20 protein-coding genes are annotated in these 20,167 nt (G+C 62.8%); 13 read left to right on the forward strand and 7 right to left on the reverse strand.

Translation table 11 applies throughout. The features are described from left to right. Nucleotides 1–22 precede the first annotated feature (22 nt). Nucleotides 23–643, forward strand: coding sequence for a beta/gamma crystallin-related protein (locus tag EDF56_RS06225; RefSeq protein ID WP_132385895.1), 621 nt, complete (start codon nt 23–25; stop codon nt 641–643). Nucleotides 644–793: 150 nt separating this feature from the next. After that, nucleotides 794–1,591, forward strand: a complete 798-nt coding sequence (locus tag EDF56_RS06230) for a S1/P1 nuclease (RefSeq protein ID WP_132385896.1) — start codon at nt 794–796, stop codon at nt 1,589–1,591. Nucleotides 1,592–1,618: 27 nt separating this feature from the next. On the opposite strand, the gene tenA is transcribed toward EDF56_RS06230, so the two are convergent. Continuing rightward, nucleotides 1,619–2,281 (reverse strand): thiaminase II, encoded by a 663-nt coding sequence (gene tenA / locus EDF56_RS06235; RefSeq protein WP_132385897.1) that lies wholly within the window; start codon nt 2,279–2,281, stop codon nt 1,619–1,621. Between the two features lie 115 nt (nt 2,282–2,396). After that, complete coding sequence (locus EDF56_RS06240) at nt 2,397–2,804, reverse strand: DUF6491 family protein (RefSeq protein ID WP_132385898.1); 408 nt, start codon at nt 2,802–2,804, stop codon at nt 2,397–2,399. Nucleotides 2,805–3,080: 276 nt separating this feature from the next. Between EDF56_RS06240 and EDF56_RS06245 the strand changes: the two genes are divergently transcribed. The 3 genes from EDF56_RS06245 (at nt 3,081) to EDF56_RS06255 (ending at nt 6,641) form a co-directional block, all read left to right on the forward strand. After that, complete coding sequence (locus EDF56_RS06245) at nt 3,081–3,941, forward strand: exonuclease domain-containing protein (protein ID WP_243652425.1); 861 nt, start codon at nt 3,081–3,083, stop codon at nt 3,939–3,941. A gap of 183 nt (nt 3,942–4,124) precedes the next feature. Next, the gene (locus tag EDF56_RS06250; protein WP_165912100.1) at nt 4,125–4,433 is read left to right on the forward strand and encodes a UrcA family protein; all 309 of its coding nucleotides are present in this window, start codon (nt 4,125–4,127) and stop codon (nt 4,431–4,433) included. Between the two features lie 387 nt (nt 4,434–4,820). Then, nucleotides 4,821–6,641, forward strand: a complete 1,821-nt coding sequence (locus EDF56_RS06255; protein ID WP_165912101.1) for a BTAD domain-containing putative transcriptional regulator — start codon at nt 4,821–4,823, stop codon at nt 6,639–6,641. Here the strand turns inward: EDF56_RS06255 and EDF56_RS06260 are convergent. From EDF56_RS06260 to EDF56_RS06270, 3 genes are all read right to left on the reverse strand, one after another. Further along, complete coding sequence (locus EDF56_RS06260) at nt 6,601–8,496, reverse strand: YcaO-like family protein (protein ID WP_132385902.1); 1,896 nt, start codon at nt 8,494–8,496, stop codon at nt 6,601–6,603. The two genes, EDF56_RS06255 and EDF56_RS06260, sit on opposite strands and share 41 nt — an antisense overlap. Then, a complete protein-coding gene (locus EDF56_RS06265; RefSeq protein WP_132385903.1) occupies nt 8,493–8,774 on the reverse strand; it encodes a hypothetical protein in 282 nt (93 codons plus the stop codon). The genes EDF56_RS06260 and EDF56_RS06265 overlap by 4 nt, the downstream gene beginning before the upstream one ends. A 637-nt stretch (nt 8,775–9,411) precedes the next feature. Beyond that, nucleotides 9,412–10,269 (reverse strand): SDR family oxidoreductase, encoded by an 858-nt coding sequence (locus EDF56_RS06270; protein ID WP_132386316.1) that lies wholly within the window; start codon nt 10,267–10,269, stop codon nt 9,412–9,414. A gap of 108 nt (nt 10,270–10,377) precedes the next feature. Between EDF56_RS06270 and EDF56_RS06275 the strand changes: the two genes are divergently transcribed. Beyond that, a complete protein-coding gene (locus EDF56_RS06275; RefSeq protein WP_165912103.1) occupies nt 10,378–11,268 on the forward strand; it encodes a helix-turn-helix domain-containing protein in 891 nt (296 codons plus the stop codon). Nucleotides 11,269–11,293: 25 nt separating this feature from the next. On the opposite strand, the gene EDF56_RS06280 is transcribed toward EDF56_RS06275, so the two are convergent. Further along, nucleotides 11,294–13,291, reverse strand: a complete 1,998-nt coding sequence (locus EDF56_RS06280; protein WP_132385905.1) for an aspartyl protease family protein — start codon at nt 13,289–13,291, stop codon at nt 11,294–11,296. Nucleotides 13,292–13,437: 146 nt separating this feature from the next. On the opposite strand from EDF56_RS06280, the gene EDF56_RS06285 reads away from it, so the two are divergent. The 5 genes from EDF56_RS06285 to EDF56_RS06305 all read left to right on the forward strand — a co-directional run bounded on the left by EDF56_RS06285 (nt 13,438) and on the right by EDF56_RS06305 (nt 16,608). After that, the gene (locus EDF56_RS06285) at nt 13,438–13,887 is read left to right on the forward strand and encodes a PaaI family thioesterase (protein ID WP_132385906.1); all 450 of its coding nucleotides are present in this window, start codon (nt 13,438–13,440) and stop codon (nt 13,885–13,887) included. A 151-nt stretch (nt 13,888–14,038) separates the two neighbouring features. After that, nucleotides 14,039–14,344: a DUF6481 family protein gene (locus tag EDF56_RS06290; protein WP_132385907.1), complete on the forward strand. Its 306-nt coding sequence runs from the start codon at nt 14,039–14,041 to the stop codon at nt 14,342–14,344. 74 nt (nt 14,345–14,418) lie between these two features. Then, a complete protein-coding gene (locus EDF56_RS06295; protein ID WP_347812969.1) occupies nt 14,419–15,072 on the forward strand; it encodes a spermidine synthase in 654 nt (217 codons plus the stop codon). Further along, nucleotides 15,069–15,443 (forward strand): reverse transcriptase-like protein, encoded by a 375-nt coding sequence (locus tag EDF56_RS06300; RefSeq protein WP_243652426.1) that lies wholly within the window; start codon nt 15,069–15,071, stop codon nt 15,441–15,443. The genes EDF56_RS06295 and EDF56_RS06300 overlap by 4 nt, the downstream gene beginning before the upstream one ends. Before the next feature lie 112 nt (nt 15,444–15,555). Continuing rightward, a complete protein-coding gene (locus EDF56_RS06305) occupies nt 15,556–16,608 on the forward strand; it encodes a Gfo/Idh/MocA family oxidoreductase (RefSeq protein WP_132385910.1) in 1,053 nt (350 codons plus the stop codon). 15 nt (nt 16,609–16,623) lie between these two features. Here the strand turns inward: EDF56_RS06305 and EDF56_RS06310 are convergent, their stop codons facing one another. After that, a complete protein-coding gene (locus EDF56_RS06310; RefSeq protein WP_132385911.1) occupies nt 16,624–17,481 on the reverse strand; it encodes a Na+-dependent transporter in 858 nt (285 codons plus the stop codon). A gap of 277 nt (nt 17,482–17,758) precedes the next feature. Here EDF56_RS06310 and EDF56_RS06315 point away from each other — a divergent pair, with 277 nt between their 5' ends. Together EDF56_RS06315 and EDF56_RS06320 are read left to right on the forward strand one after the other, a co-directional pair. Continuing rightward, nucleotides 17,759–19,303 (forward strand): arylsulfatase, encoded by a 1,545-nt coding sequence (locus tag EDF56_RS06315; protein WP_132385912.1) that lies wholly within the window; start codon nt 17,759–17,761, stop codon nt 19,301–19,303. Next, entirely contained in the window at nt 19,303–20,154 is an 852-nt protein-coding gene (locus EDF56_RS06320) for a phosphatase PAP2 family protein (RefSeq protein WP_132385913.1), read from the forward strand. Before EDF56_RS06315 ends, EDF56_RS06320 begins: the two co-directional genes overlap by 1 nt. Nucleotides 20,155–20,167 lie beyond the last annotated feature (13 nt).

The following is a 20,167-nucleotide window of genomic DNA, read 5'->3' on the forward strand; positions in this document are numbered from 1 at the left end:
CAGCAATGGCAGGAGGACGGCGATGCGCATCATCGTTAGTGCCGCACTTGCGGCGGCATTCATGTTTCCCGGGCTTGCGGCTAGTCAGGAGCCGCCCGCAGCGACACAGCAGGAGGCCGCTCCGGCGGTGCAGCCGGAGGAGCGGCGTCCGGCACCACCCGGAGCCAATGTGCTTGAAGCGATCGTTCACCGGGACACGCTGTTCAACGGCCCCTTCGTGTCGGTGACGAATGCCCAGCCCAATCTGAATCTGGGATGGGATGCACGCTCGATCCGGGTGCGAAGCGGTGAGTGGCAGATCTGCACGGCCCGCAACTACGCCGGCCGCTGCACCACGATCACGCGGGACCAGCCCACACTCAATCCGCAGTTCCGGACGATACTGTCCATGCGCCCGACCGGCGCTTTCGGGACGGGCGTCGGCCAGTCCTTGCGCGGGGCGTCGGCGGAATTCTTCCCCGCGCCGCTGCGCGACGGGCAGCGCATCCAGTGCGAGGGCGGTTCCAGCTCCAATTGTGCCCGGCAGGCGGCGAACCAGTTCTGCCGCTCCGTGGGCTGGGTGGTGGCGCGGACGCAGACGACAGAGACGGTTTCCGGCCGGGTCTATGTCGCCGATGTCCTGTGCGCGCGCTCCATCACCTGAGCGGTCAGGCCGATTTCCGCCGGGACGCGATCCTGGTTTCGGCGGAATGCGGTTGTTGGAGAATGATTTGATCCGGCAGTGCCGGGAAGCCGTGGGAAAGGTGCTCGCTCCCCTCTTTGCGAGGCCCGGTTGCGCCTGTATGGAATTCGCATGCGCTTTCTGACCCTTACCGCTCTCTCGCTCGCCATCGCATCCCCGGCTCAGGCATGGGGGCCGATTGGACACCGGATTACCGGTGCCATTGCCGATGAAAACCTGAGCGGCGTGGCCCGTGCCAATGTCCGCCTGCTGCTTGGCGAGGAAGACCTTGCCGAAGCGGCGACATGGCCGGACGACATGAAGTCCGATCCTGCCGAATTCTGGCAGAAGAAAGCCAGCCCGTGGCACTATGTGACTGTGCATGGCGACCGCTATGCCGCTTCGGACGCGCCGCCCGAAGGCGACGCGATGACGGCCCTGACGCGCTTCACGGCGACTCTGCGCGATCCGAATGCCTCGCTGGATGACAAGCGCACGGCGCTGCGCTTCATCGTGCACATCATTGGCGATCTGCATCAGCCGCTGCATGCCGGTGGCGGCGACGACCGCGGCGGCAACACCGTTTCGGTTACGTGGTTCGGAACGCCGAGCAATCTGCACTCGGTCTGGGATTCCGGACTGATCGAGCACCGCTCGCTATCCTATTCCGAATATGCCCATTGGCTGTCGCGCTCGATTACGCCCGAACAGGTTATCGCCTGGAATCAGCGCGATCCGGCGGTCTGGATTGCCGAGAGCGTTGCCCTGCGCAAGACGATCTACCCCGCGAACCCCAGCCTTTCGTGGGACTATGCCTATCAGCATCGCGGCGAGATCGACGACCGGCTCAAGCACGCGGGCGTTCGCATTGCGGCTTACCTGAACTGGGCTTTCGAGAACCCCGAACCGGCGGCGGCGGTGAAGAAATAGTAGTCGTCAGCCGCTCCGGCGCTGGCGCTAGATCGGCCAGGCGGCGCGGCGATAGGCGGAATCCCAGAACATCCATTCGTAGCGCGCGGCGTTGCGGAAGGCTGTCGCCATCGCTTTTCGCGTCGCCGGGGTGGCGTTTTCCGCAGCCTCGTCCACCAGCATGCGCACGCGGTCGGTCGCTTCGCCGAACGAGGGTGCCGCATAAGTGTCGATCCACGCGGCATAGGGATTGGGCGAGGCCGCGCTGGGCTTCACGTTGCAGCCGACTTCCCAATAGACCCAGAAGCAGGGCAGGATTCCGGCGATCAGTTCCTCATAGCTGCGGGTGGCGGCCAGCGCGTTGAGGTAGCTGGTATAGGCGAGGCACGCGGGCGTGGGCTCGCTTTCATGCGCCATTTCGGCAGTCACGCCGAACTGCGCGAAGAACGCCTGATGAAGCGCTTCCTCGACCTGCACGGCGACCTTGGCGCCGTCCGAGAATTCCAGGCGCCCCGCCGCCGTCGGCGCACGCGCAGCGGCAAGCGCGAGGGCGCGCGCGTATTCGGCCAGATAGAGACTGTCCTGCACGATGTAGTGGCGAAAACTCTCCGCTTCCAGCGTGCCGGCCGCGAGTTCGGTCAGGAAGGGATGTTCGAGAATGGCCCGGCGCAGCGGGGCGATTTCCTCCCAGATCGTATCGCAGAAGCTCATCGCGCGGGTTCCTTCGCAAGCGGTGGTGGGACTGGTAGAGCCCTCCGCGCTTAGGAAGTCGATGAAAAGGCGTCAATCGGCCCTCATCGGGAGAGGGCCGATTGGGGGAATCCGTTCAGGGCCGCTCGCGGCCTGGAAGTGCGGCCACTTCTTCGGGCGTCAGTGCCGTGATCGTCTGCACGGGGCAGCGCTGTTGCCCCCGCCCGGCCGTTCCGCGCGTCACGACCGAGGTCCCAAGGCCTGAGCCTACGCAGATCGTGGAGCTTCCGGTCGTCATCAGGCCCATCCGCTCATTCCAGTTGATATTGGGGCAGCTACCCAGCAGATCGAGGCGGTAAACATCGCGTCCGGCGCGGATATTGACCGTTGTCGCATTGACGGCCCGGAAATTGCGCACGTCCGATGGCCAGAAACATCGGCGGGGTTCGCGCGATGCGGAAGTGTTACCGTGATCGGTGCCTGCACATGCCGTAATCGTCAGCAGAGCGACTGCTGTTGAGATCAGAACTGTAGCTTTTTCCATCACTACTCTCCTCTGGGGCTTGTGCTTATTTCTCTCTCCGAAATTCCAGATGACTGCGGACATCACGCTGTCCGGGGCGGAAGGACCGTGTGCGGATAGGGCCATTGGCAGGACGACACTGCCTCTACATCGCGTTCCTCATGATTATCATGACAGGCGAGCATTTTATACGGGGCAGATCGACGAAATCCGCCCGTATGGGGCCGCCTATGGCATGGCGGCCTCGCCCAGCCGGGACCGCCTTGCTATAGGCGGCGCATGCTCTCGTTGAATCCCGTGAATACGCCGCCCACCGCACTTGCTTCCGACGCGCCCGATTTCGTCGTTGTTGACGTAGAGACCGCATGCTCGCGGGTCAGCAGCATCTGTCAGATCGGGATCGTCGGATTCAAGGGCGGCCAGGAAGTCTTCGCCTACGAAACGCTCGTGGATCCGCGTGACGAGTTCTCTCCGTTCAACGTGGGCATCCACGGGATCACGGCGCGGCACGTTGTCGGCGCGCCTTCCTATGGCGAGATCCACGAGGCGGTCGATGCCTATCTGAGCGGGCGGATCACGGTTGCCCATTCATGGTTCGACAAGGGCGCACTTGGCGCGGCCTGCCGGGTGAGCGAGCGCCCCGCCATCGAAACACGCTGGCTGGACAGCGTTTCGGTGGCCAAACGGGCCTGGCCGCAATTGCCGAGCCATCGCTTGAACGTCCTCGCCAGCTTCCTCGGGATCGAGCACCGCCATCACGACGCGCTGAGCGATGCCCGCGCGGCGGGCATCGTGATCCTGAGGGCCATCGAGTCGACCGGCGTGGATCTTGAAGGTTGGATGACCAAGCCGCAGCGTGTGCGGGGCAAAGCCCCTGCGCCCGCCGCTTCGGGGCCGCTTTCGGGGGCGCGCCTTGCCGTGCTGGGCGAGGCGCGGGATGGTCCGCTGGCGCAGTGGGCGGCGCAGGCCGGCGCGCGCGTTGTCAGCACGGTGGGCATGACGACCACGATGCTGGTGATCGCCAGCGCGCAGCCGTACGGCCGATGGGTGGATGCCAGCCCACTCCATCGCAAGGCGCAGGAACTGCGCGACGCAGGACGGCCGATCGAGATCGTCACCGAAGAGGCGCTGCGCGCCCGGATCGCGAAGTCAGCCTAAAAAGGGGCGGTCTCGCCGCTCATTTCCGCCCCATAGCATTTTTCACGCTTTTTTCACGCGGGCCCGAAGTGGCCGATCACGTGTCCCGTCCCATGACCTCCTCGTCCGGTAGTTTTTGCCGGACCAGCCTGGAGACGGGAAATGAACACGATCAGATTTAATTCGGTCGGCGCTGCTTTTCTATTGCTGACGATCGCCGCGAATTGCGTTCCGGCGGCCTTGCATGCCCGGGAAGTCGTGCGCACGGAACAGGTTCACTACAGCGATCTCAATCTGGCGACCCCTGAGGGCGTGGCGATGCTCGATCGGCGCCTGAGCCGGGCGGTTCGCAAGGTCTGCGCTGACAACAATTTCCATTCCACATGGGAGGACCGGGGCGGCACGCGTTGCATGCAGGACGCCCAGCGTGAGGTCCGGCGGCAGCGGGATATCGCCATCAACCTTGCGACAAATCCGGTGTCGCAAATCGCGCAGGCGTCGGTTGTCCAATAGAAGTCGTATTAGTTGACTGGGTCGAAATAGGCCGGGCGAGCCAAATAAATGGGCGGGGGTGCCGTATAAAGGCACCCCTTGCTTGCTATACGATACTTAAAGAGGCATTTTCCATGACGGCACATACAGGCCATGACTTGAAGGCGGCTGCGGTACGACTTCAGCGGATGGAAACTGCGCGTGACTGCTTCAGTGGACAACTGCAACGCCGAGATGCAACCGGTTTGCGTAAACCTCTTGGGGGTATTCGCAATCCGGCATCAGGGGGCGAACATGCCGCTGCCGGGGCGGAAGGCGCGGGGCATTCTTGCCTATCTGACGCTGGCTCCGGACCGAAGCGCGACGCGGGAAAGCCTGGCGGGTCTGTTGTGGAGCGATCGGGCACCCATGCAAGCCAGAGCGAGCCTTCGACAGGCGCTGAAGGAACTGCGCGAACTGTCGGGCCTTGGCGAGGCTTTCGCCATGGATCGCGATGCCGTTCATCTGGATGGGCAGCGGGTGCAATCCGATCTGGATTTGATCAGCAAGGCGGCCCACGCGCAGGATCTGGAGGTCCTGGCCACGGTGCTGGGCCATTCGCATGGCGATGTGCTGGAGGACTTTCTCGACCTCTCGCCGAGATTCGACGAATGGCTGATGGCCGAGCGTGTCCGGCTGCGCGAGCAGGTACTGGAAGAGGTGCTCGACGCCCTGCGATGCGCGGGCTTGCATGACATGAAGCACGCCCGCGAAATCCTGCGATCGCTCGATCGCCTTGAGCCGGCCAACGAAGCCGCCGCGCGGTTGGGCATGCGGCTCGACCATGACATCGGTGATGGCAGCTCGCTCCACCGCCGCTACCGCGAGCTGTGCAATCGGCTCGACAGCGAGTTCGGCGCCCGCCCATCGGCGCGGACGCGCGAACTGTTCCATTCACTGGCTGAAGGTATCTCGCCTTCCCAGGACGCAGTGGGCGGCGGGGGGCGAAGGGCGAATTCTCCCAGCATAGCGCTGCGCAGCCGCGACATGATGCCGCTTGTGCTGGTCTCGCCGCTCCGCGCGCAGGGGCAGGAGGATGCGGTGCGCTCGTTCGGCGAGGCCTGCGTCGACGAGATCCGCAGCGCCGTCTGCCAGTTTCGCGGCCTCCACGTCCTGGCGCTCGACGAAGGCGATGTCGGCTCCGTCGTTGCCGAGGCGGAACATGCTCTGGCCATCTATTCCCTATCCGGGAACGTGCGGCAGATCGGTTCCGGCTATCAGGCCAGCCTGCAACTTGCCAATGCGGCAAGCCACGTGATCCTCTGGGCCGAAACTATCCGGCTCGCGGCGCTGGAGATCGAGGCGATCGACATGCTGGTCGAGAAGGCGAGCGGAGTCGTCCTGCCCGCGATCGACCGCGATCTTGAAAGGCAGCTGTGGTCGCACGACGGCGAATTGGCGGAGGAAGGCGCGAAATACACGCGGGCGCGATTGCTGATCCGCCAGTTGGGCGATCTGGAGTCCGTGAAAGCGGCGGTGGCTCTGTTGGAAGAGCTGGTCGAGGAGGATCCGGCCCATATCGCCGCCCGGCTGCTGCTGGTTCGTATGTACAACACCGATTTCTGGCAGCAGGTCTGCGGCCATGACGTTCAGGCTTTCAGGGAGGCGTCCGAACGGCATCTACGGGAGGCGGTCAAGGTGCAACCCGGGCACTGCGAAGTGCGGCTGCGTCAGGCATGGTGCGAGCTTCGCAAGGGCAATGTCGCGCATGCCGAACGCGAGTTCAAGGCCGCGCTGGCGGCATTGCCGAACGATCCGGACATGGTGAACATGTGCGCGTTCGGCATGTGCCACCTCGGCCTTTTCGAGGCGGCGGAAGACCTGATGCAGCGGGCGTTCCGGCAGAATCCATTCCCGCCCAGCGACTATCACGCCGATTACGCGGTCCTTGCGGCGCTGCGGGGATTTGCGGAGGACGCGGAGGCGCATTTCTCCGTATCGGGCGAAATGGGGCTGCAATACACCGCCGTCCGCATGGCGAATGCCGTAAGGCTGGACGATAGCGACGGCCTGATGGCAGAAATCGAAGAGCGCTTCAGGGATGCTTTTTTGCGTGCCTGGCAGCAGCCGACGAAGCCGCAGCTGGAGGATGTGATGGAGTGGGTGGACTATACCTTGCCGCTCAACCCCATCGAACATCGCACGTTCATCAAGTCGAACCTTGCGCAAATACTGGCTCCGCGTTGGTGAGGAGCTGTTCGTAGTAGAAAGTTCGGGGAGGCTCTGCGCAAGCTGCGACCGCGCCTGTGCGCGGCTTGCGCATCGCTTCGAGAATGCGCTCCGCATCGTGTCTTTTGATCGAAGGGCAACGCTCAAGCTGATCGGCCGGAACCGGAAAATCGCGCCCGGTACGCTGCGTGAAAAGCGCGCGGCAGTGGCGCCAGGTCCGGACGGTGTAATCCGTGGTGCGCACGATGCGCTGCATCATGCGGCGGTCTCTCTCCTCAACGTCGAGGCCTGCCAACACGAATTCCGCGTCGACGAGAGCCGTCGTCATGGGAGCGTAGCCAAGCTCGCGGGGGGCATGGCAAATGAGCACCGCGTCGTCGCGGATCAATGTGCCGCGACGGTAGGCGTCGTAGATATCGCCGATCCCTTCCATGCCATAGACATCCAGCTCGGCAGCGCGGATCGCGCCGAGGCTCGCGCCGCCGATTACGCGGACGCCGGCTGCCAGCAAGCTGAGTATTTCCTTGTGCCAAGTCGTGCGCGCTGTTCGGAAGAAGCCGTCGATCAGCGCCACCGTCGCGGGGGGCTTGTCGAGAAGCGCGGCCAGATCGCCGCAGACGGCGGGCGGGCGGACTTCGATATCGTCGGCAACGTCGAGGCCGTATAGGCTGGGCCCCGCGAACAGAACGGTGTCGCGACGGCGCGCGCGCAAGATGGTGGGGGCGCGGCGATCCGGCTCATGGGGCTCATTCGCTCTCGCCAGATCCATGAGGCCGGGCGCCAGACAATGCCACAGGCTCAAGCCCTCCACCGGGAGTTGGTGCTTGAACGCGACAACCGGTACGTCGGCAATTGACCGCGCCGCCTGCAACAGGAAGTGCAGGCGGGCTGGGGCGTCCAGCCCCTCGCGGGTCGGTATGTCGTGCCAGCGGTGGGAGCCTTCGCCAAACCCGAGGTATGAAAGCAGGACGGCGAATTCCTGCTGCCTCCCCATTGCATAGGATTGCGCTTCAAGATCGTCGCGCGCGCCGGCGAACAGGGTCGCGCGCGACTGGACGGCTTCGAGCATGGCCCGTGCGAAGGCGACACGTCTGTCCGGATGGCAGCCGCTGCCGGCCGAGGGGGCGAGATCGTCGAACTGGCGTTTCGTTTCGGTAATCAGGCACTGGAAGGCAGCGATCCCGAATGCGTCGCCAATGCTCCAGGCACGCAGTTGAAAGCCCGCCGCCTGAATGTGCCGTATAAGTCGGATAAGAACGGGGTCGTCGATGGTTGCGAGCACCACTTGCTGCGCGCAGCGTTCTCGCGGCGAGAGTGCTTCGACTTGCGCGCAGCAATGGTGCTCCAGCAGCTCGGCCACTCCGGATGCCCGTGCTTCGTCGTCATTGTTACCGCAAGCGAGGCCGTTGGAGGTCACGCTGAATTCAAAGCAGTGCTGCGTGAAATCGAGCGACAGAAGATCGAACGGGACTTTGCACGGCGCATGGTTGAAGAGGTCCAGTCCATCCAGCCAGTAGCGCTCCCGGTGGGAGGCCAGTGACAGGGCGAGTGCGTGCCTGTCGCCCGACCACAACAACCGATCCGAGGGATCGAGATCGATCAGCCGTGCCCGGGAGGTTGGTGGCTGCAGATTTTCCGCTGCCCAGAGTTCGACCGCTTCGAGCAGGGCGCCAACAGTACCGGCCATCGGCGTTATGCCCTTGCCCTGCGAAACGCTCAGCGATTTCGAAAAGGGGCGGATTGCCTGAAACACCGGTATGCCCGGCACGGCGAACCGGGAAACATCGCCGATGCGCGTAACACCGGCGATGCGGGCGGCCTTTCGCGCCAGGAAAAGGGTCTTGCTTAAATCTCGAGCACGAGGCTCAAGTGTCATTTACCGGATCTATGTGCGGATTGACCCAATAGTGCAGATTGCATTGAATAGAATTTCATAGTGACTGGAGCGGTGTCCTTATTTTCTTCGGTGATTGGTGTTGCATTGAGGGTCAGCGTTTCAAAAAGTGCTTTGATCCCTGCAAGTGCCGATTCGGAAAGCGCATCCTCCGCAAAGGAGTATACCGATCCGCACAGCACGTAATGCGGCTTGCCATCCAGATCCATCGCAATAAAGAAATGGTCGGGAATGTCAGTTTGATCGTCGATTTCAGCCAATGTTACCTCCTCGATTCCCGAGGGGCATCATATCATTCTTCGTGTATTACGAAAATGAATTGATGATTTTGTAATTCCGCCCGTTAAAATTTGACTTGTAAGATCATAATTAGTTGGTGAGTTGGCGAGAATATAATCGATTGCAGTTTCGCTGTGCGCTTGGATTACAAATGATTAGAAAAATGTTGTCCCACAATTTCTGGAGCAATTTCATTGAATTCGGCTGCCTCCCAAAGCAACGGGTGGGACCTTCCCTGCTTTTGATTGGGTAGTGGAGGGCGGGGCGCGAGGGCAGCGAGCGGCTATCAATTTCTTCGCATCTACCAATTCTTCCGCACGGCCTTTGCGCTCTTGTGGGATGGGGCGAAGCAACGGCGCCGGGGCACACCGCATTCGCGTGTGTTGTTTAGCTCGGCGCCGTGGGAAAGGCCGCCCTCAATGCTAACAGTCGCGCCGCGGAGTTCGTTGCTTCACCCTTCCGGTTCGGTGGCGAGTTCCTCCCGAGACGGCGGTTTACGCGCGACCGGCACCGATTAATCCGTCTGTGGCGAGCTGTTGACCGGGCCCAAGAACTGGACCGCTCTCCATTTCTCTTCCCGCAGCGTAGATTGCTAGGCAGAATTGAGGATGGTTGGCTCTACGCATCGCTGGCGACGGGATCGAGTTCGATGCCCATCTCGGCCATCTCTCGTTCTGCCCAGAACAGGCGCCCGGTATATTCCCAAGGGTTCTCGCAGGCCGCGAAATAGACCAGCATCCGCGCAGGCACGGCCATGGGCACCGCCACGCTGTCATCCAGTCCGCGCTCTTTCACCCGGATCTGCACCAGTTCGGTGGAGACCAGTCCCGGATGCATGCCGATGATTGCAATGTTCCGGGCGTGGAATTCCGGTGCCATGCAATTGCCGAAACGGTCCAGCGCCCGCTTGCTCGAATAGTAACCCGGCACCGCGAGGCTGAACGTGCCGACGGCGTCCAGCTTCGGCGGTTCCTCGGCCCGGCGGAAAACCTCGCCGCTTCCGGTGGACAGATTGATGATGCGCCCGCCGCCGCGCTTTTCCATGATCGGCACGACCAGTTGCGTAAGCGTGAACGGCGCGTGCACATTGACGTCGAATTGGTAGAGCCACTCGGCGCGGGTCAATTCGAGGAACGGCTTGCCCCAGATATCGCCCGTGGTCGCGGCGGCATTGTTGACGAGGACGTCGACGCCGCCGAAGCGGGATACTGCAGCATCGACGAGTGCCTTCAGATCGTCCTCCCTGGCAAGGTCGGTCGCCACGGCGATGGCTTCGCCGCCCATAGCTTCGATCCGAGCGAGCGTTTCGCCGATCGTCCCCGGCAAGGCTTCGTCGACCTCCACCGTGCGGGCCGCCAATACCACCCGCGCGCCGCGTGCGGCAAACTGGAGCGCGGCTTCCTTGCCCACACCCCGGCTGGCTCCGGTAATAATCACGACCTTGCCGTGGAGATCGAGTTCGTTCTGCCTTTCCATCATCTCATCCGTTCCAATATTGGAATATATATTGTTATTTATGGAACGATGTGATTTACGAAGATTGGAGTCAATACCTTTGTAAATCTCGGGACAGGAAGTTCGCCCTTGCCAGACACGTCCAATCCGACCGCTCGCGTGATCGACGTGCTGAACTTCCTCACCGCGCGGCCCACGGAAAGCTTCTCGCTGGCGGAAATCGCACGACATCTTGGGCTAAGTAACGGATCGGCGCATCGAATCCTGACCACTTTGGCCGGGGCCGGGTTCCTCTCGCGCAATGAAAAGCAGCGAACCTATTCGCTGGGCATGGCGATGGTGGCGATCGGGCAAGCGGCCGTGGAAAAACATCGCGGGATCGACATCGCACGACGCGAGATTGCACGCCTGGCACTGGAACTGAACGTTCAGTGCAGCGCCAACACCGTGGTCGATGACGAGATTCTGGTGCTGGCCAAGGAAGGGACGCCGCAATCGCATCGCGGCCTGACGCGCGTGGGAGAGCGCCGTCCGCTCGTGCCGCCGCTTGGGCTTTGCCATGTTGCCTGGGGTGGAGATGCGGTGATCGACGCATATCTCGACAAGGCGACCCCCCACATCAGCGAAGCGGTTCGTGCACGGCTATTGGCGGCATTCCCCGTAATTCGGCGGCGCGGCTACGCGGTTGCCGCCAACGGGCCCAGTACCAGCCACGCCCGCGAGGCGACCGCGCTGCCGGCCGGTCAGAAGCGCGACGAGGCTTACTGGTCGTCCGTGTTCGATCTGGTGAGCCACCTGACGCCGCGCGAAGTGCAGCTTCTCGACCTCAGTGATCTGGGCGAGGACGGGATTGGCTATATCACCGCGCCCGTGTTTTCGCCCACGGGCACCGTTTCGCTGCAACTGGTCATCAGCGGCATTCCCCGGAATCTCAGTGTCGGAGAGATCGAGCACTATGCCGATAGGTTAGGCGCCATTGCCGCTTTCATCACGGACGAGACTCACGGCCGCAGACCATAGCGATGGAGCTACCGACAGCTGAGGATCAGAGAAGGTCACCATTATCCTGATCCTCGGCATCGTCAGGCTCGACTGACGACGCCCCTGATAACATCGCGGGCTTCGCTCCGGGTGCCAGCAGCCCGTAGGCGGCGTAGCGCCGCTCGATCCCTGGTCGGGATTTGCGAGCGGAGTCGATATCCGCATTTCCGCCGACGACGTCGCCGTTGGCCGCGCGCGCGAGGCCGCGGGTGAACAGGGCGGCGGCCAGATCGGGCTGCTTGTCGAGAGCCGCGCTTTCATCGGCGATGGCGGAGACATAGTCCTTGCGCCGGAACTGGATCAGCGCGCGGGTGTCCAGCATGCCAGCATTCGGCCCGGCCTTCTTGAGCGCGGTGTTGATGTCTTTCAGCGCGCTATCGAGATCGGCATTGGCAAGGCCCCGGTTCCAGCTGCGCGCGTTGAGCAAGGCCGGGTATTTGGAGTCGCCCCGGTGAAGTTCGATGACCGGATCGATAAGCGCCAGTCCCCGATCGGGCATTCCCAATCGCTCGTACAGCAGCACCAGGCTCATTGCGTCGAGCGAGCCCTTGGGGGTGTTTGCGGCGGCCGCCTCTGTATCGGCCAGCGCCTGCGCCCTGTCTCCCTTGGCCAGCGCGATCTGTGCGCGGGTGGTGAGCAGGCGGTGGTCGTTGGGGGTAATCGCCAGTGCGGCGCCGACATCCTTCGTCGCCAGATCGCGTTGTCCATTCCGCATGTAGGCCTGGGCGCGATGGGCAAGGAAGTTGGCGTTTTCCGGCGCCAGCTTGATGGCGTCCGTGAAGTCGGCGATGGCGCCAACGGCATCGCCTTTGATGAGCCGCGCGGAGCCGCGCCCGGCAAATTCATCGGCGGTCTTGGGCTCGGCCACCGTTTCGCTTGCGCCGAGGTCTTTCCCCAGCGTTGTGCTGTGGCGTCCGATTTCCCGGTCGGTGCTGGCGGAGAAGATCGGGCCGCCATTGTACGTCAGGAACATTTTGTGTTGCGGCTGCGATATCAGCACGTGGTGGGCCATCAGGAAATCGACGCCGAGCAACATGTCGTAATCTTTGTCGTCGGCAGCGTCATCAACCACACGGATCGGGCTGTTGGCGATATTCTCGCCGCCGATCGAGATGGATTTGGTGCGGACGATCCAGCTTTTGCGCTCATGCGACCCGACGCCGCTCATATTGACCGATGCCACGACCTGCGGTGCCGTGAGATCGATCCCGGCCTGGCCCACGGCGTGGCGGCCGATGACGGAAGTCGGCGCTCCGGAGTCGAGCATGGCGCGCAGCGGATGGCCGTTGACGAACACTTCCACATAGATGTGATGATCGTTGGGGAACGCGCCGCCTAGCAGCCGTGCCTCACCCACCGACATGCCCGCACCCCAGTAAGCCATGCTTACTTTGCTGCAGCCAGCTTCCTTGAACAGATTGACGGCCCCTTTGGCGAGGTCGAATTCTGTATCCCAAATGCCGAGCAGGTTAGCGCCAAGAAATCCGTTGCCGCTGTCGCTGCCGCCGACGACGAATTCCATGTTGTGCAGTGTGGCACCAAGGATGCCGAAGTCGCGCACGCGTGCCAGTTCGGGGGTAAAGCTGCCGCCGATCCCGCTCACGAAAAAGCCGGCAGGCAAGGGCCCGGTCGAAAGACCCAGTTCCATTGCCTTGGCCTTGGGCATGAAATTGAAGAAGGCGCCGCTGTCGAGCCAGACGCGGCTGTCCTTGCCATTGAATTTCACCGCGACGCTGGCTCGCTCACCCTCCATGACAACGGGCAATTTCGCCATCATATCGAACTTGCACTTGTCGGCATCGGCCAGTGCAGGCTCCGACAGAAGGGCAATAGCTGCCATCGAAAGCAGGGCGCAGGAGCGGAAAAGAGCCTTCATCGTTTTATAAATGACCTGCAATTTCAAAGTTATCGACGGGTGTTGATGCCGGGTGCACAGGGCCGTTTCTGCATGAGCGTGGTCGGGCTCAAGCGGGTCATGCAGATATGTCTTCGCTCTGTTCATGGTTTGTTGCGGCTAAATGGGCTAATTCCCGTCAGCCAATTATATTTTTGTCATCGCTCGGTTCGCGTTTCCATGGCGCTCGCCGGCGCCGCGGAAATACTGGGAGAACGCTGGGCCCGGCGCTTTCCATGCCGTAAGGTGCGCCGATGGCGACAATATCTCAGAACCCGATCTCCGACGATCGGCTCCGCTTCGATCTTGCGGGACTTGCGCTCTTTCTGGACGCGGCATTTCCGGCGGCTGCCCGGCCGGCATTCGGCGATCTGGTGTCTGTGGAACCCGGGCACGTGCGGATGCAGCTTAACCCCGGCAGTGACATGGTCCGGCCCGGCGGCATTGTTTCCGGCCCCACGCTCATGGGCCTGGTGGACGTTGCCGCCTATGCCGTAGTGCTTGCTCACGTTGGCCCGGTGGCGATGGCAGTTACGAATACGCTCAACATCACGTTCTTGCGGGCCTGCCATCTGGCGCCGATCGTTGCCGATGCGCCCGTGCTGAAATTGGGCAGGAGGCTGGCCACTCTCGACGTGAGACTGTGGCAGGAGGCCGAGCATCGACCGGTCGCGCAGGCGACTGTGGGATTCGTTTTGCCTTAAGTTTTCGCGAGCCCCAAACCGCTTCCGATATTGGCAGGTCGCTTCCGGAGACTCTTCGTGCTAGGCGCTTCAGGCACGATCACGCAGCGGATGGTTGTCGGCGCATCGCTTACGCGCGCTCGTGATCTCAGAGGAACATCAGGTACAATCAATGGCAGGATACAAGGAACCGGGCTTTCAGGATCGCGTTGCGGCTGCTTCGGCGGCACGAGCGAAAGCGCTTGCCCAGTTGAAGGCGAAGCCCGCAGTCGATCCCGCGGTGCTGGCCGAACGTGCCGAGAAGGCGCGTGAGCGCGAGGAACTGCGGGCAAAGCGCGCGGCCGAGCGGGCCGAAGCCAAGAGAATCGCCGAAGCTGCAAAGGCCGCCGCTATCGTGGTCCCGCCAACGGAGGCCGAACTCAAGGCGGCGCGTGACGCGCGTTATGCTGCACGCAAGGCACGCAAGTCATCACGGTAAAATCGGCTACGGAGCCGCCTCCGTCCCCCAAACGCATCACGATTGCCGGGCATGAACAGATAGACACTGCCGAAGTGCCCGACGGCGTGCATTTGCGTCTGGTGCAGCGGGGGGATGAGTTCACGATCCTGCTCGATCGCACCGAACTCATGAGTACACGGGCCAGCGCCTCGGAAGAGGCGCTGGCGACGATGACGTGCGATCGGCTTGGCAATCGGCCTGCGGCCGAACTGCTGATCGGCGGCTATGGTCTGGGCTATACCTTGCGCGCGGCCCTGGCGGTGCTGGGCCCCGATGCCCATGTGACGATGGCCGAACTCGTGCCGGAAATCATTGCATGGGCGCGCGGGCCGATGCAGCGCCTGACCGCGGGTTGCCTCGACGATCCGCGGGTCCTGCTTGTCAACGACGATGTCGCGATGCTGATCGATTCCGCCCGGGCAGGGTACGATGCGATCCTGCTCGATGTCGACAACGGGCCTGAGGGGATCACGCGGCTTGAGAACGATCACCTTTACACCGTTCGCGGGCTGAAGGCGGCGCGTCTGGCGCTGAAGCCGGGTGGCATCCTTGCCGTCTGGTCGGCCTCGACTTGCGCCAACTTCGTCCAGCGCCTCAAGGAAGTGGGGTTCCACGTGACCGAAGTCGTCGTGGATGAATGCGCCCGCGAAGGGGGGGCGGATCATGTTATCTGGTTTGCCCGCAATCCCGGCGAAGCGCATTCGTGAAGATCTATTTCGACGGCGGCTGTCGTCCCAATCCCGGGCCGATCGAAACGGCGGTAGTCGCGGGGGGAAGGACCTTCCTCCGGACTGATCTGGGGCGCGGCGACAGCAACGATGCGGAATGGCTCGCCGCTATCGAGGGGCTGCAACTGGCGCGTTCGCTTGGCGTCAGGGACGTGACCCTGCTCGGCGATTCGACCATGGTCGTGGACCAGATCAACGGCGCGACCCGCCGCGTTGCGCCCAGATTTGCCGAATACCTTGCCACATTTCAGACATCGGTCCGCGATTTCGATCGCGTGCGGATCCGGTATGTCCGGCGCGGACAGAACCTTGCCGGAATAGCGCTTGAGCGGGCCCACGGCCGGCTCTGAGCCGCGCTATATCCTCGCCCTATCGCGGTGGCGCCTTGCAAGATAGTATTTACTATCATAACTTGCCCGAACGAACACGCCGAAGCGTGGATGGGGAAGGGAAAGCGTAGATATGGGCACTGCAGATTTCGGCGTCCTGGTCGTCGGCACCGGCTTCGGCTGCCGAATCCACGTTCCGGCCTTGCGAGCAGCCGGTTTTCATATCGTCGGCCTGGTGGGCAGAAACGCCGAGCGTCTGGAGCGCAAGGCTGCATCGCTCGGCATTCCCGCATTCTTCACCGATCTTGACGAGGCGATCAGCGCAACTGGCGCCAGGATCGTGACTATCGCGACCACGCCGAGCACCCATGCGGCGCTTGCGCGAACGGCGATCGCGCGTGGCTGCCATGTCCTTTGCGAGAAGCCTTTCGCGTTCGATGCGGCGCAGGGCAAGGCCTTGCTGGGGGCCGCCGAAGGCGCCGGGATTGTCCATATGGTCTCGCACGAATTCCGCTGGCTGCCTGAGCGTGCGCTGTTCGGGCGCGCGATCTCCGAAGGTCTGATCGGGGAGCCGCGATTTCTGGTGCTGGACCAGTTCATCCCGTTCTGCGCCGATCCCGAGGCGCGATTGCCGAAGTGGTGGTTCGATGTGGAATTCGGCGGCGGATGGCTCGGCGCGGGCGGGTCGCACCTGATCGACCAGATCCGCGCGTGGCTTGGCGATTTCCACTTGCTGAGCGCCAACCTGATGACCGTGTCGGACCGCGAGAGCGTTGCCGAAGACAGCTATTCGATGCGCTTTCTGATGAAAAACGGTGTCGAGGGTTCGATGCAGCAGTCGGCCGGAGCTTGGGGTGCACCTGCGAGCCTGTGCCGCTGCGCGGGCTCGAAAGGCACCGTTTGGATCGAAGGCGGCAAAGTGTTCGTGGCCGACAGGAGCGGCACTCGCGAATTGCCGGTGCCTGCGGATTTGCAGCTTCCTCCGCCGCCGCCTGCTGACCGGCTTTCGCACTTCGAGATGGGCCCTTTCACGCGCCTGTGCGAGGCACTGATGGCCCGGATCGCGGGGACTGAGGCGGGTTCGTCGATTGCGCCTCCGACATTTGCAGACGGGTTGGCGACGATGCAGGTGATGGACGCCATGCGCGCCTCCGCTGCTGCCGGCGGTGCCTTGCAGGTGATTTGAGAAGACAGGCCTTCTTCAGGCCGGTGCGGCCTTCCGCTTGAGGGCGACCTGGTAGGGAATAAGCACCACCAGGCCGACGAGGAGGAACAACAGCACGGCAGCGGTTATCGCCTTGTCGGCATGGTTGGCCCCGGCAAGGGCGAGCGCGATGCCGGGGTGACGCATCGATGCCGAGAAGGCGAGCGTCGCGCGGTTGGCCGGGTCAGGGCCGCCCAGCAGGTGCCCTCCGATCAAGGCTGTGCCGACCACGACTGCCATGGCCAGAATGGTCCCGTCGCCGATCAATGCCCCGATGTCCGGCAGGAGGCTGGCCAGGATCGGTAGAAAGGCGAGTATCAGCAGCAGGTTGGCGATGATCATCAGTGTGCGCGGAAGCGCCGGTGAAACCTTCCGCAAGACCAGACGGCCCAGCACCAGTCCGATTCCCAGCGGTATCACCAGCCCGACGAAGATGTTCCGCGCGACCACGCCGATCGGGAAATGGGCATCCACGTCGTAGAACTTCGAGCCCAGTTCGCCCAGTGTCGGCACGAACAGGAGCGCCAGCACCGCGCCGGCCGCCTGCAGGCCATATACGTATGCCCCATGGCCTCCGAACTTCAGTGCCTTGCCGGGCATGAGCGGGGCCACCGGAGAAATCGCCATCAGGAAGATCCCGGCTTTCGCCGAATGGGAAATCGGGCACAGCGCGATGATGACAACCGCAATCAGGACCGGGATGACGACGATGGCAACCATCGCGCGGCCCAGCAGCGCCGGGCGGGCGAGCACATAGGCGAAGTCCCCGCGTGAGGATGCGATGCCGGCCGCGATAATCATCAGGGCAAGGCTGCCCGTCAGCAGCAGCGGCAGGAGATGTTTGACGAATTCCATCGAAGCCTTCTCCAGCGGGATCGTCGTGGCTGATCGGCAAATGTCCCGGGCAAATCTGAAGTACCGAAGCCTGCGCATGAATCGGGGATTACCCCTAGGATTTGCGGACGGATCTCCGGGGGCGCTCCGGCGAAGTGCGGGGGCCGCAAAAACAATAAAGACAAAACGAAATGCCGCGGGCGTCGGGGGCGCATTGTGCGATGTTCAGGGAAACTACCGATAGATACGGGCCGCCGAACCTTCGACTATTGGCTTAAATACTCGAAGGGAAAGTCTGATGCCGAACGGACAGCCGAACATTCTGGTAATCTGGGGAGATGACATCGGAATCAGCAACCTGAGTTGCTATACCGATGGTCTGATGGGCTATCGAACGCCGAACATCGACCGGATTGCCAAGGAAGGCATGAAGTTCACCGACAGTTACGGCGAACAAAGCTGCACTGCCGGCCGCTCTTCCTTCATCACCGGGCAGAGCGTGCTGCGCACCGGACTGTCGAAAGTGGGTATTCCGGCCGCTCCCATCGGCATGAACGAGAAGATCGTCACCATCGCTGCGCTGCTGAAGGAGCAGGGCTATGCGACCGGGCAGTTCGGCAAGAACCACCTGGGCGATCTCAACCACATGCTGCCCACCAACCACGGTTTCGACGAGTTCTTCGGCAACCTCTATCACCTCAATGCCGAGGAAGAGCCGGAGATGGAGCACTATCCCGCGCACGAACCGGATATGCCGCACTTCAAGGAGCGTTTCGGTCCGCGCGGCGTGATTCACAGCTGGGCGACCGACGTGGACGATCCCACCGAAATGCCGCGCTGGGGCAAGGTGGGCAAGCAGAAGATCGAGGATACCGGCCCGCTCACCAAGAAGCGGATGGAGACCTGCGACGACGAGTTCGTCGCTGCCGCGCTCGCTTTCATGAAGAAGCAGGAGGCGGAGGGCAAGCCTTGGTTCGTGTGGCTCAACACCACTCACATGCACATGTTCACGCACACCAAGAAGGAAAGTCTCGGTCAGGCCGGCCGCTGGCAGTCCAATTACCACGACACCATGATCGATCATGACAAGAACGTGGGCGAGGTGCTCGACGCGCTCGACGAGATGGGCATCGCCGATGATACCTTCGTCATGTACTCGACCGACAACGGGCCGCATCGCAATTCCTGGCCGGATGGCGGCATGACGCCGTTCCGCAGCGAAAAGAACACCAACTGGGAAGGCGCTTTCCGCATTCCGCTGGTGATCCGCTGGCCGGGCAAGGTGAAGCCGGGTTCGGTTTCCAACGGCATCGTCCAGCATCACGACTGGCTGCCCACGTTCCTCGAAATGGCCGGCGCGCCCGACATCGTCGAGAAAGTGAAGAACGGCTACTCGGCGATCGGCCGGACCTACAAGAACCACATCGACGGGGTGAGCCTGTTGGGCCACATCACCGGCAAGGAAGAGAAGAGCCCGCGCAACTTCTTCTTCTACATCAGCGACGACGGCGACATCCTCGCCATGCGCTACGACAACTGGAAGCTGGTGTTCCTCGAACAGCGCTGCAAGGGAACGATGCAGGTCTGGGCCGAGCCCTTCACCCGGCTACGCCTCCCCAAGTTGTTCAATCTGCGAACCGACCCCTACGAATTCGCCGATATCACGTCCAACACGTACTACGACTGGTTCCTGTACAACGCGTACTTCATCTACGCCGCACAGACGGGCGCCGCGATGTTTGCGGATACTTTCAAGGAGTTCCCGCCGATCCAGCGTCCCAACAGCTTCACCATCGACGATGCAATCGCCAAGATGGCTGACGCATCCGCTGGATCGAGTTGATGGGCGGAGTGCGTAGCGCCGCACTCCTGTCCTCCCTGGCCGCCGCCGCGACTTTCGTCTCGGCGGCGGCTCAGGCGCCGGACGGCCAGACTTCGGCCCGAACGTCAGCCGGATCGGTGCCGAGCATCACCGCAAAGCTGCCTCCCGGCATGCCCAAGGGCTATCTGCCGATGGACCAGCTGCCTGACAGTCTGGCCCTGCTGCCGCCACCGCCCGCAGCGGAATCGGCAGCTTTTGCGCGCGATGAGGAAGTCAGCAAGGCGATGTCACGCGCGCCGGGCTCGCCGCGTTTCGTGCAGGCGGCCAGCGATGCCGATCTCAAGCCTGCCCATGCCTTCCAGACTTTCGCCTGCGCCGCCGGAGTCACACCCGATCCGAAGCGGACGCCGGTCCTCTACCGGCTGCTGGGCAAGTCGATGATCGATATCGGCCTGTCGACCTACAAGGCGAAGGATCACTACCAGCGCGTCCGCCCCTTTGTCGCGCATGGCAACGGCACTTGCCTTCCCGCCGATGAAGCCACCTTGCGGACCGATGGCTCCTATCCCTCGGGCCACAGTGCACTCGGATGGGGCTGGGCCCTGATCTTCACCCAACTGGTGCCGGAGCATACCGACGCCATCCTCCAGCGAGGCTATGCTTTCGGCGAGAGCCGACTGGTCTGCAACGCCCACTGGGCCAGCGACGTGGATGCGGGACGGCTGATGGCGGCGGCGGCCGTCGCGCGCCTCAATGCGGACAAGGCCTTCCGCGCGGATCTCGATGCCGCCCGGGCCGAACTCGCGTCCCGGCCATCCGCGCCGCCCGCCGCAACATGCGCGGCGGAAGCGGCGGGATTGACCATGCAGTAATGAGGACGGCGCC

It is taken from the genome of Novosphingobium sp. PhB165, from assembly GCF_004341845.1.
Classification (GTDB): Bacteria; Pseudomonadota; Alphaproteobacteria; order Sphingomonadales; family Sphingomonadaceae; genus Novosphingobium.

Excerpts from the sequence above, each read along its gene's own strand:
- EDF56_RS06305 (WP_132385910.1), top strand. The coding sequence starts at position 15,556 with ATGGGCACTGCAGATTTCGGCGTCCTGGTCGTCGGCACCGGCTTCGGC.
- EDF56_RS06280 (WP_132385905.1), bottom strand. The coding sequence starts at position 13,291 with ATGAACAGAGCGAAGACATATCTGCATGACCCGCTTGAGCCCGACCAC.
- EDF56_RS06315 (WP_132385912.1), top strand. The coding sequence starts at position 17,759 with ATGCCGAACGGACAGCCGAACATTCTGGTAATCTGGGGAGATGACATC.
- EDF56_RS06225 (WP_132385895.1), top strand. The coding sequence starts at position 23 with ATGCGCATCATCGTTAGTGCCGCACTTGCGGCGGCATTCATGTTTCCC.
- tenA (WP_132385897.1), bottom strand. The coding sequence starts at position 2,281 with ATGAGCTTCTGCGATACGATCTGGGAGGAAATCGCCCCGCTGCGCCGG.
- EDF56_RS06310 (WP_132385911.1), bottom strand. The coding sequence starts at position 17,481 with ATGGAATTCGTCAAACATCTCCTGCCGCTGCTGCTGACGGGCAGCCTT.
- EDF56_RS06230 (WP_132385896.1), top strand. The coding sequence starts at position 794 with ATGCGCTTTCTGACCCTTACCGCTCTCTCGCTCGCCATCGCATCCCCG.
- EDF56_RS06270 (WP_132386316.1), bottom strand. The coding sequence starts at position 10,269 with ATGGAAAGGCAGAACGAACTCGATCTCCACGGCAAGGTCGTGATTATT.
- EDF56_RS06255 (WP_165912101.1), top strand. The coding sequence starts at position 4,821 with ATGCAAGCCAGAGCGAGCCTTCGACAGGCGCTGAAGGAACTGCGCGAA.
- EDF56_RS06285 (WP_132385906.1), top strand. The coding sequence starts at position 13,438 with ATGGCGACAATATCTCAGAACCCGATCTCCGACGATCGGCTCCGCTTC.
- EDF56_RS06320 (WP_132385913.1), top strand. The coding sequence starts at position 19,303 with ATGGGCGGAGTGCGTAGCGCCGCACTCCTGTCCTCCCTGGCCGCCGCC.
- EDF56_RS06260 (WP_132385902.1), bottom strand. The coding sequence starts at position 8,496 with ATGACACTTGAGCCTCGTGCTCGAGATTTAAGCAAGACCCTTTTCCTG.
- EDF56_RS06290 (WP_132385907.1), top strand. The coding sequence starts at position 14,039 with ATGGCAGGATACAAGGAACCGGGCTTTCAGGATCGCGTTGCGGCTGCT.
- EDF56_RS06240 (WP_132385898.1), bottom strand. The coding sequence starts at position 2,804 with ATGGAAAAAGCTACAGTTCTGATCTCAACAGCAGTCGCTCTGCTGACG.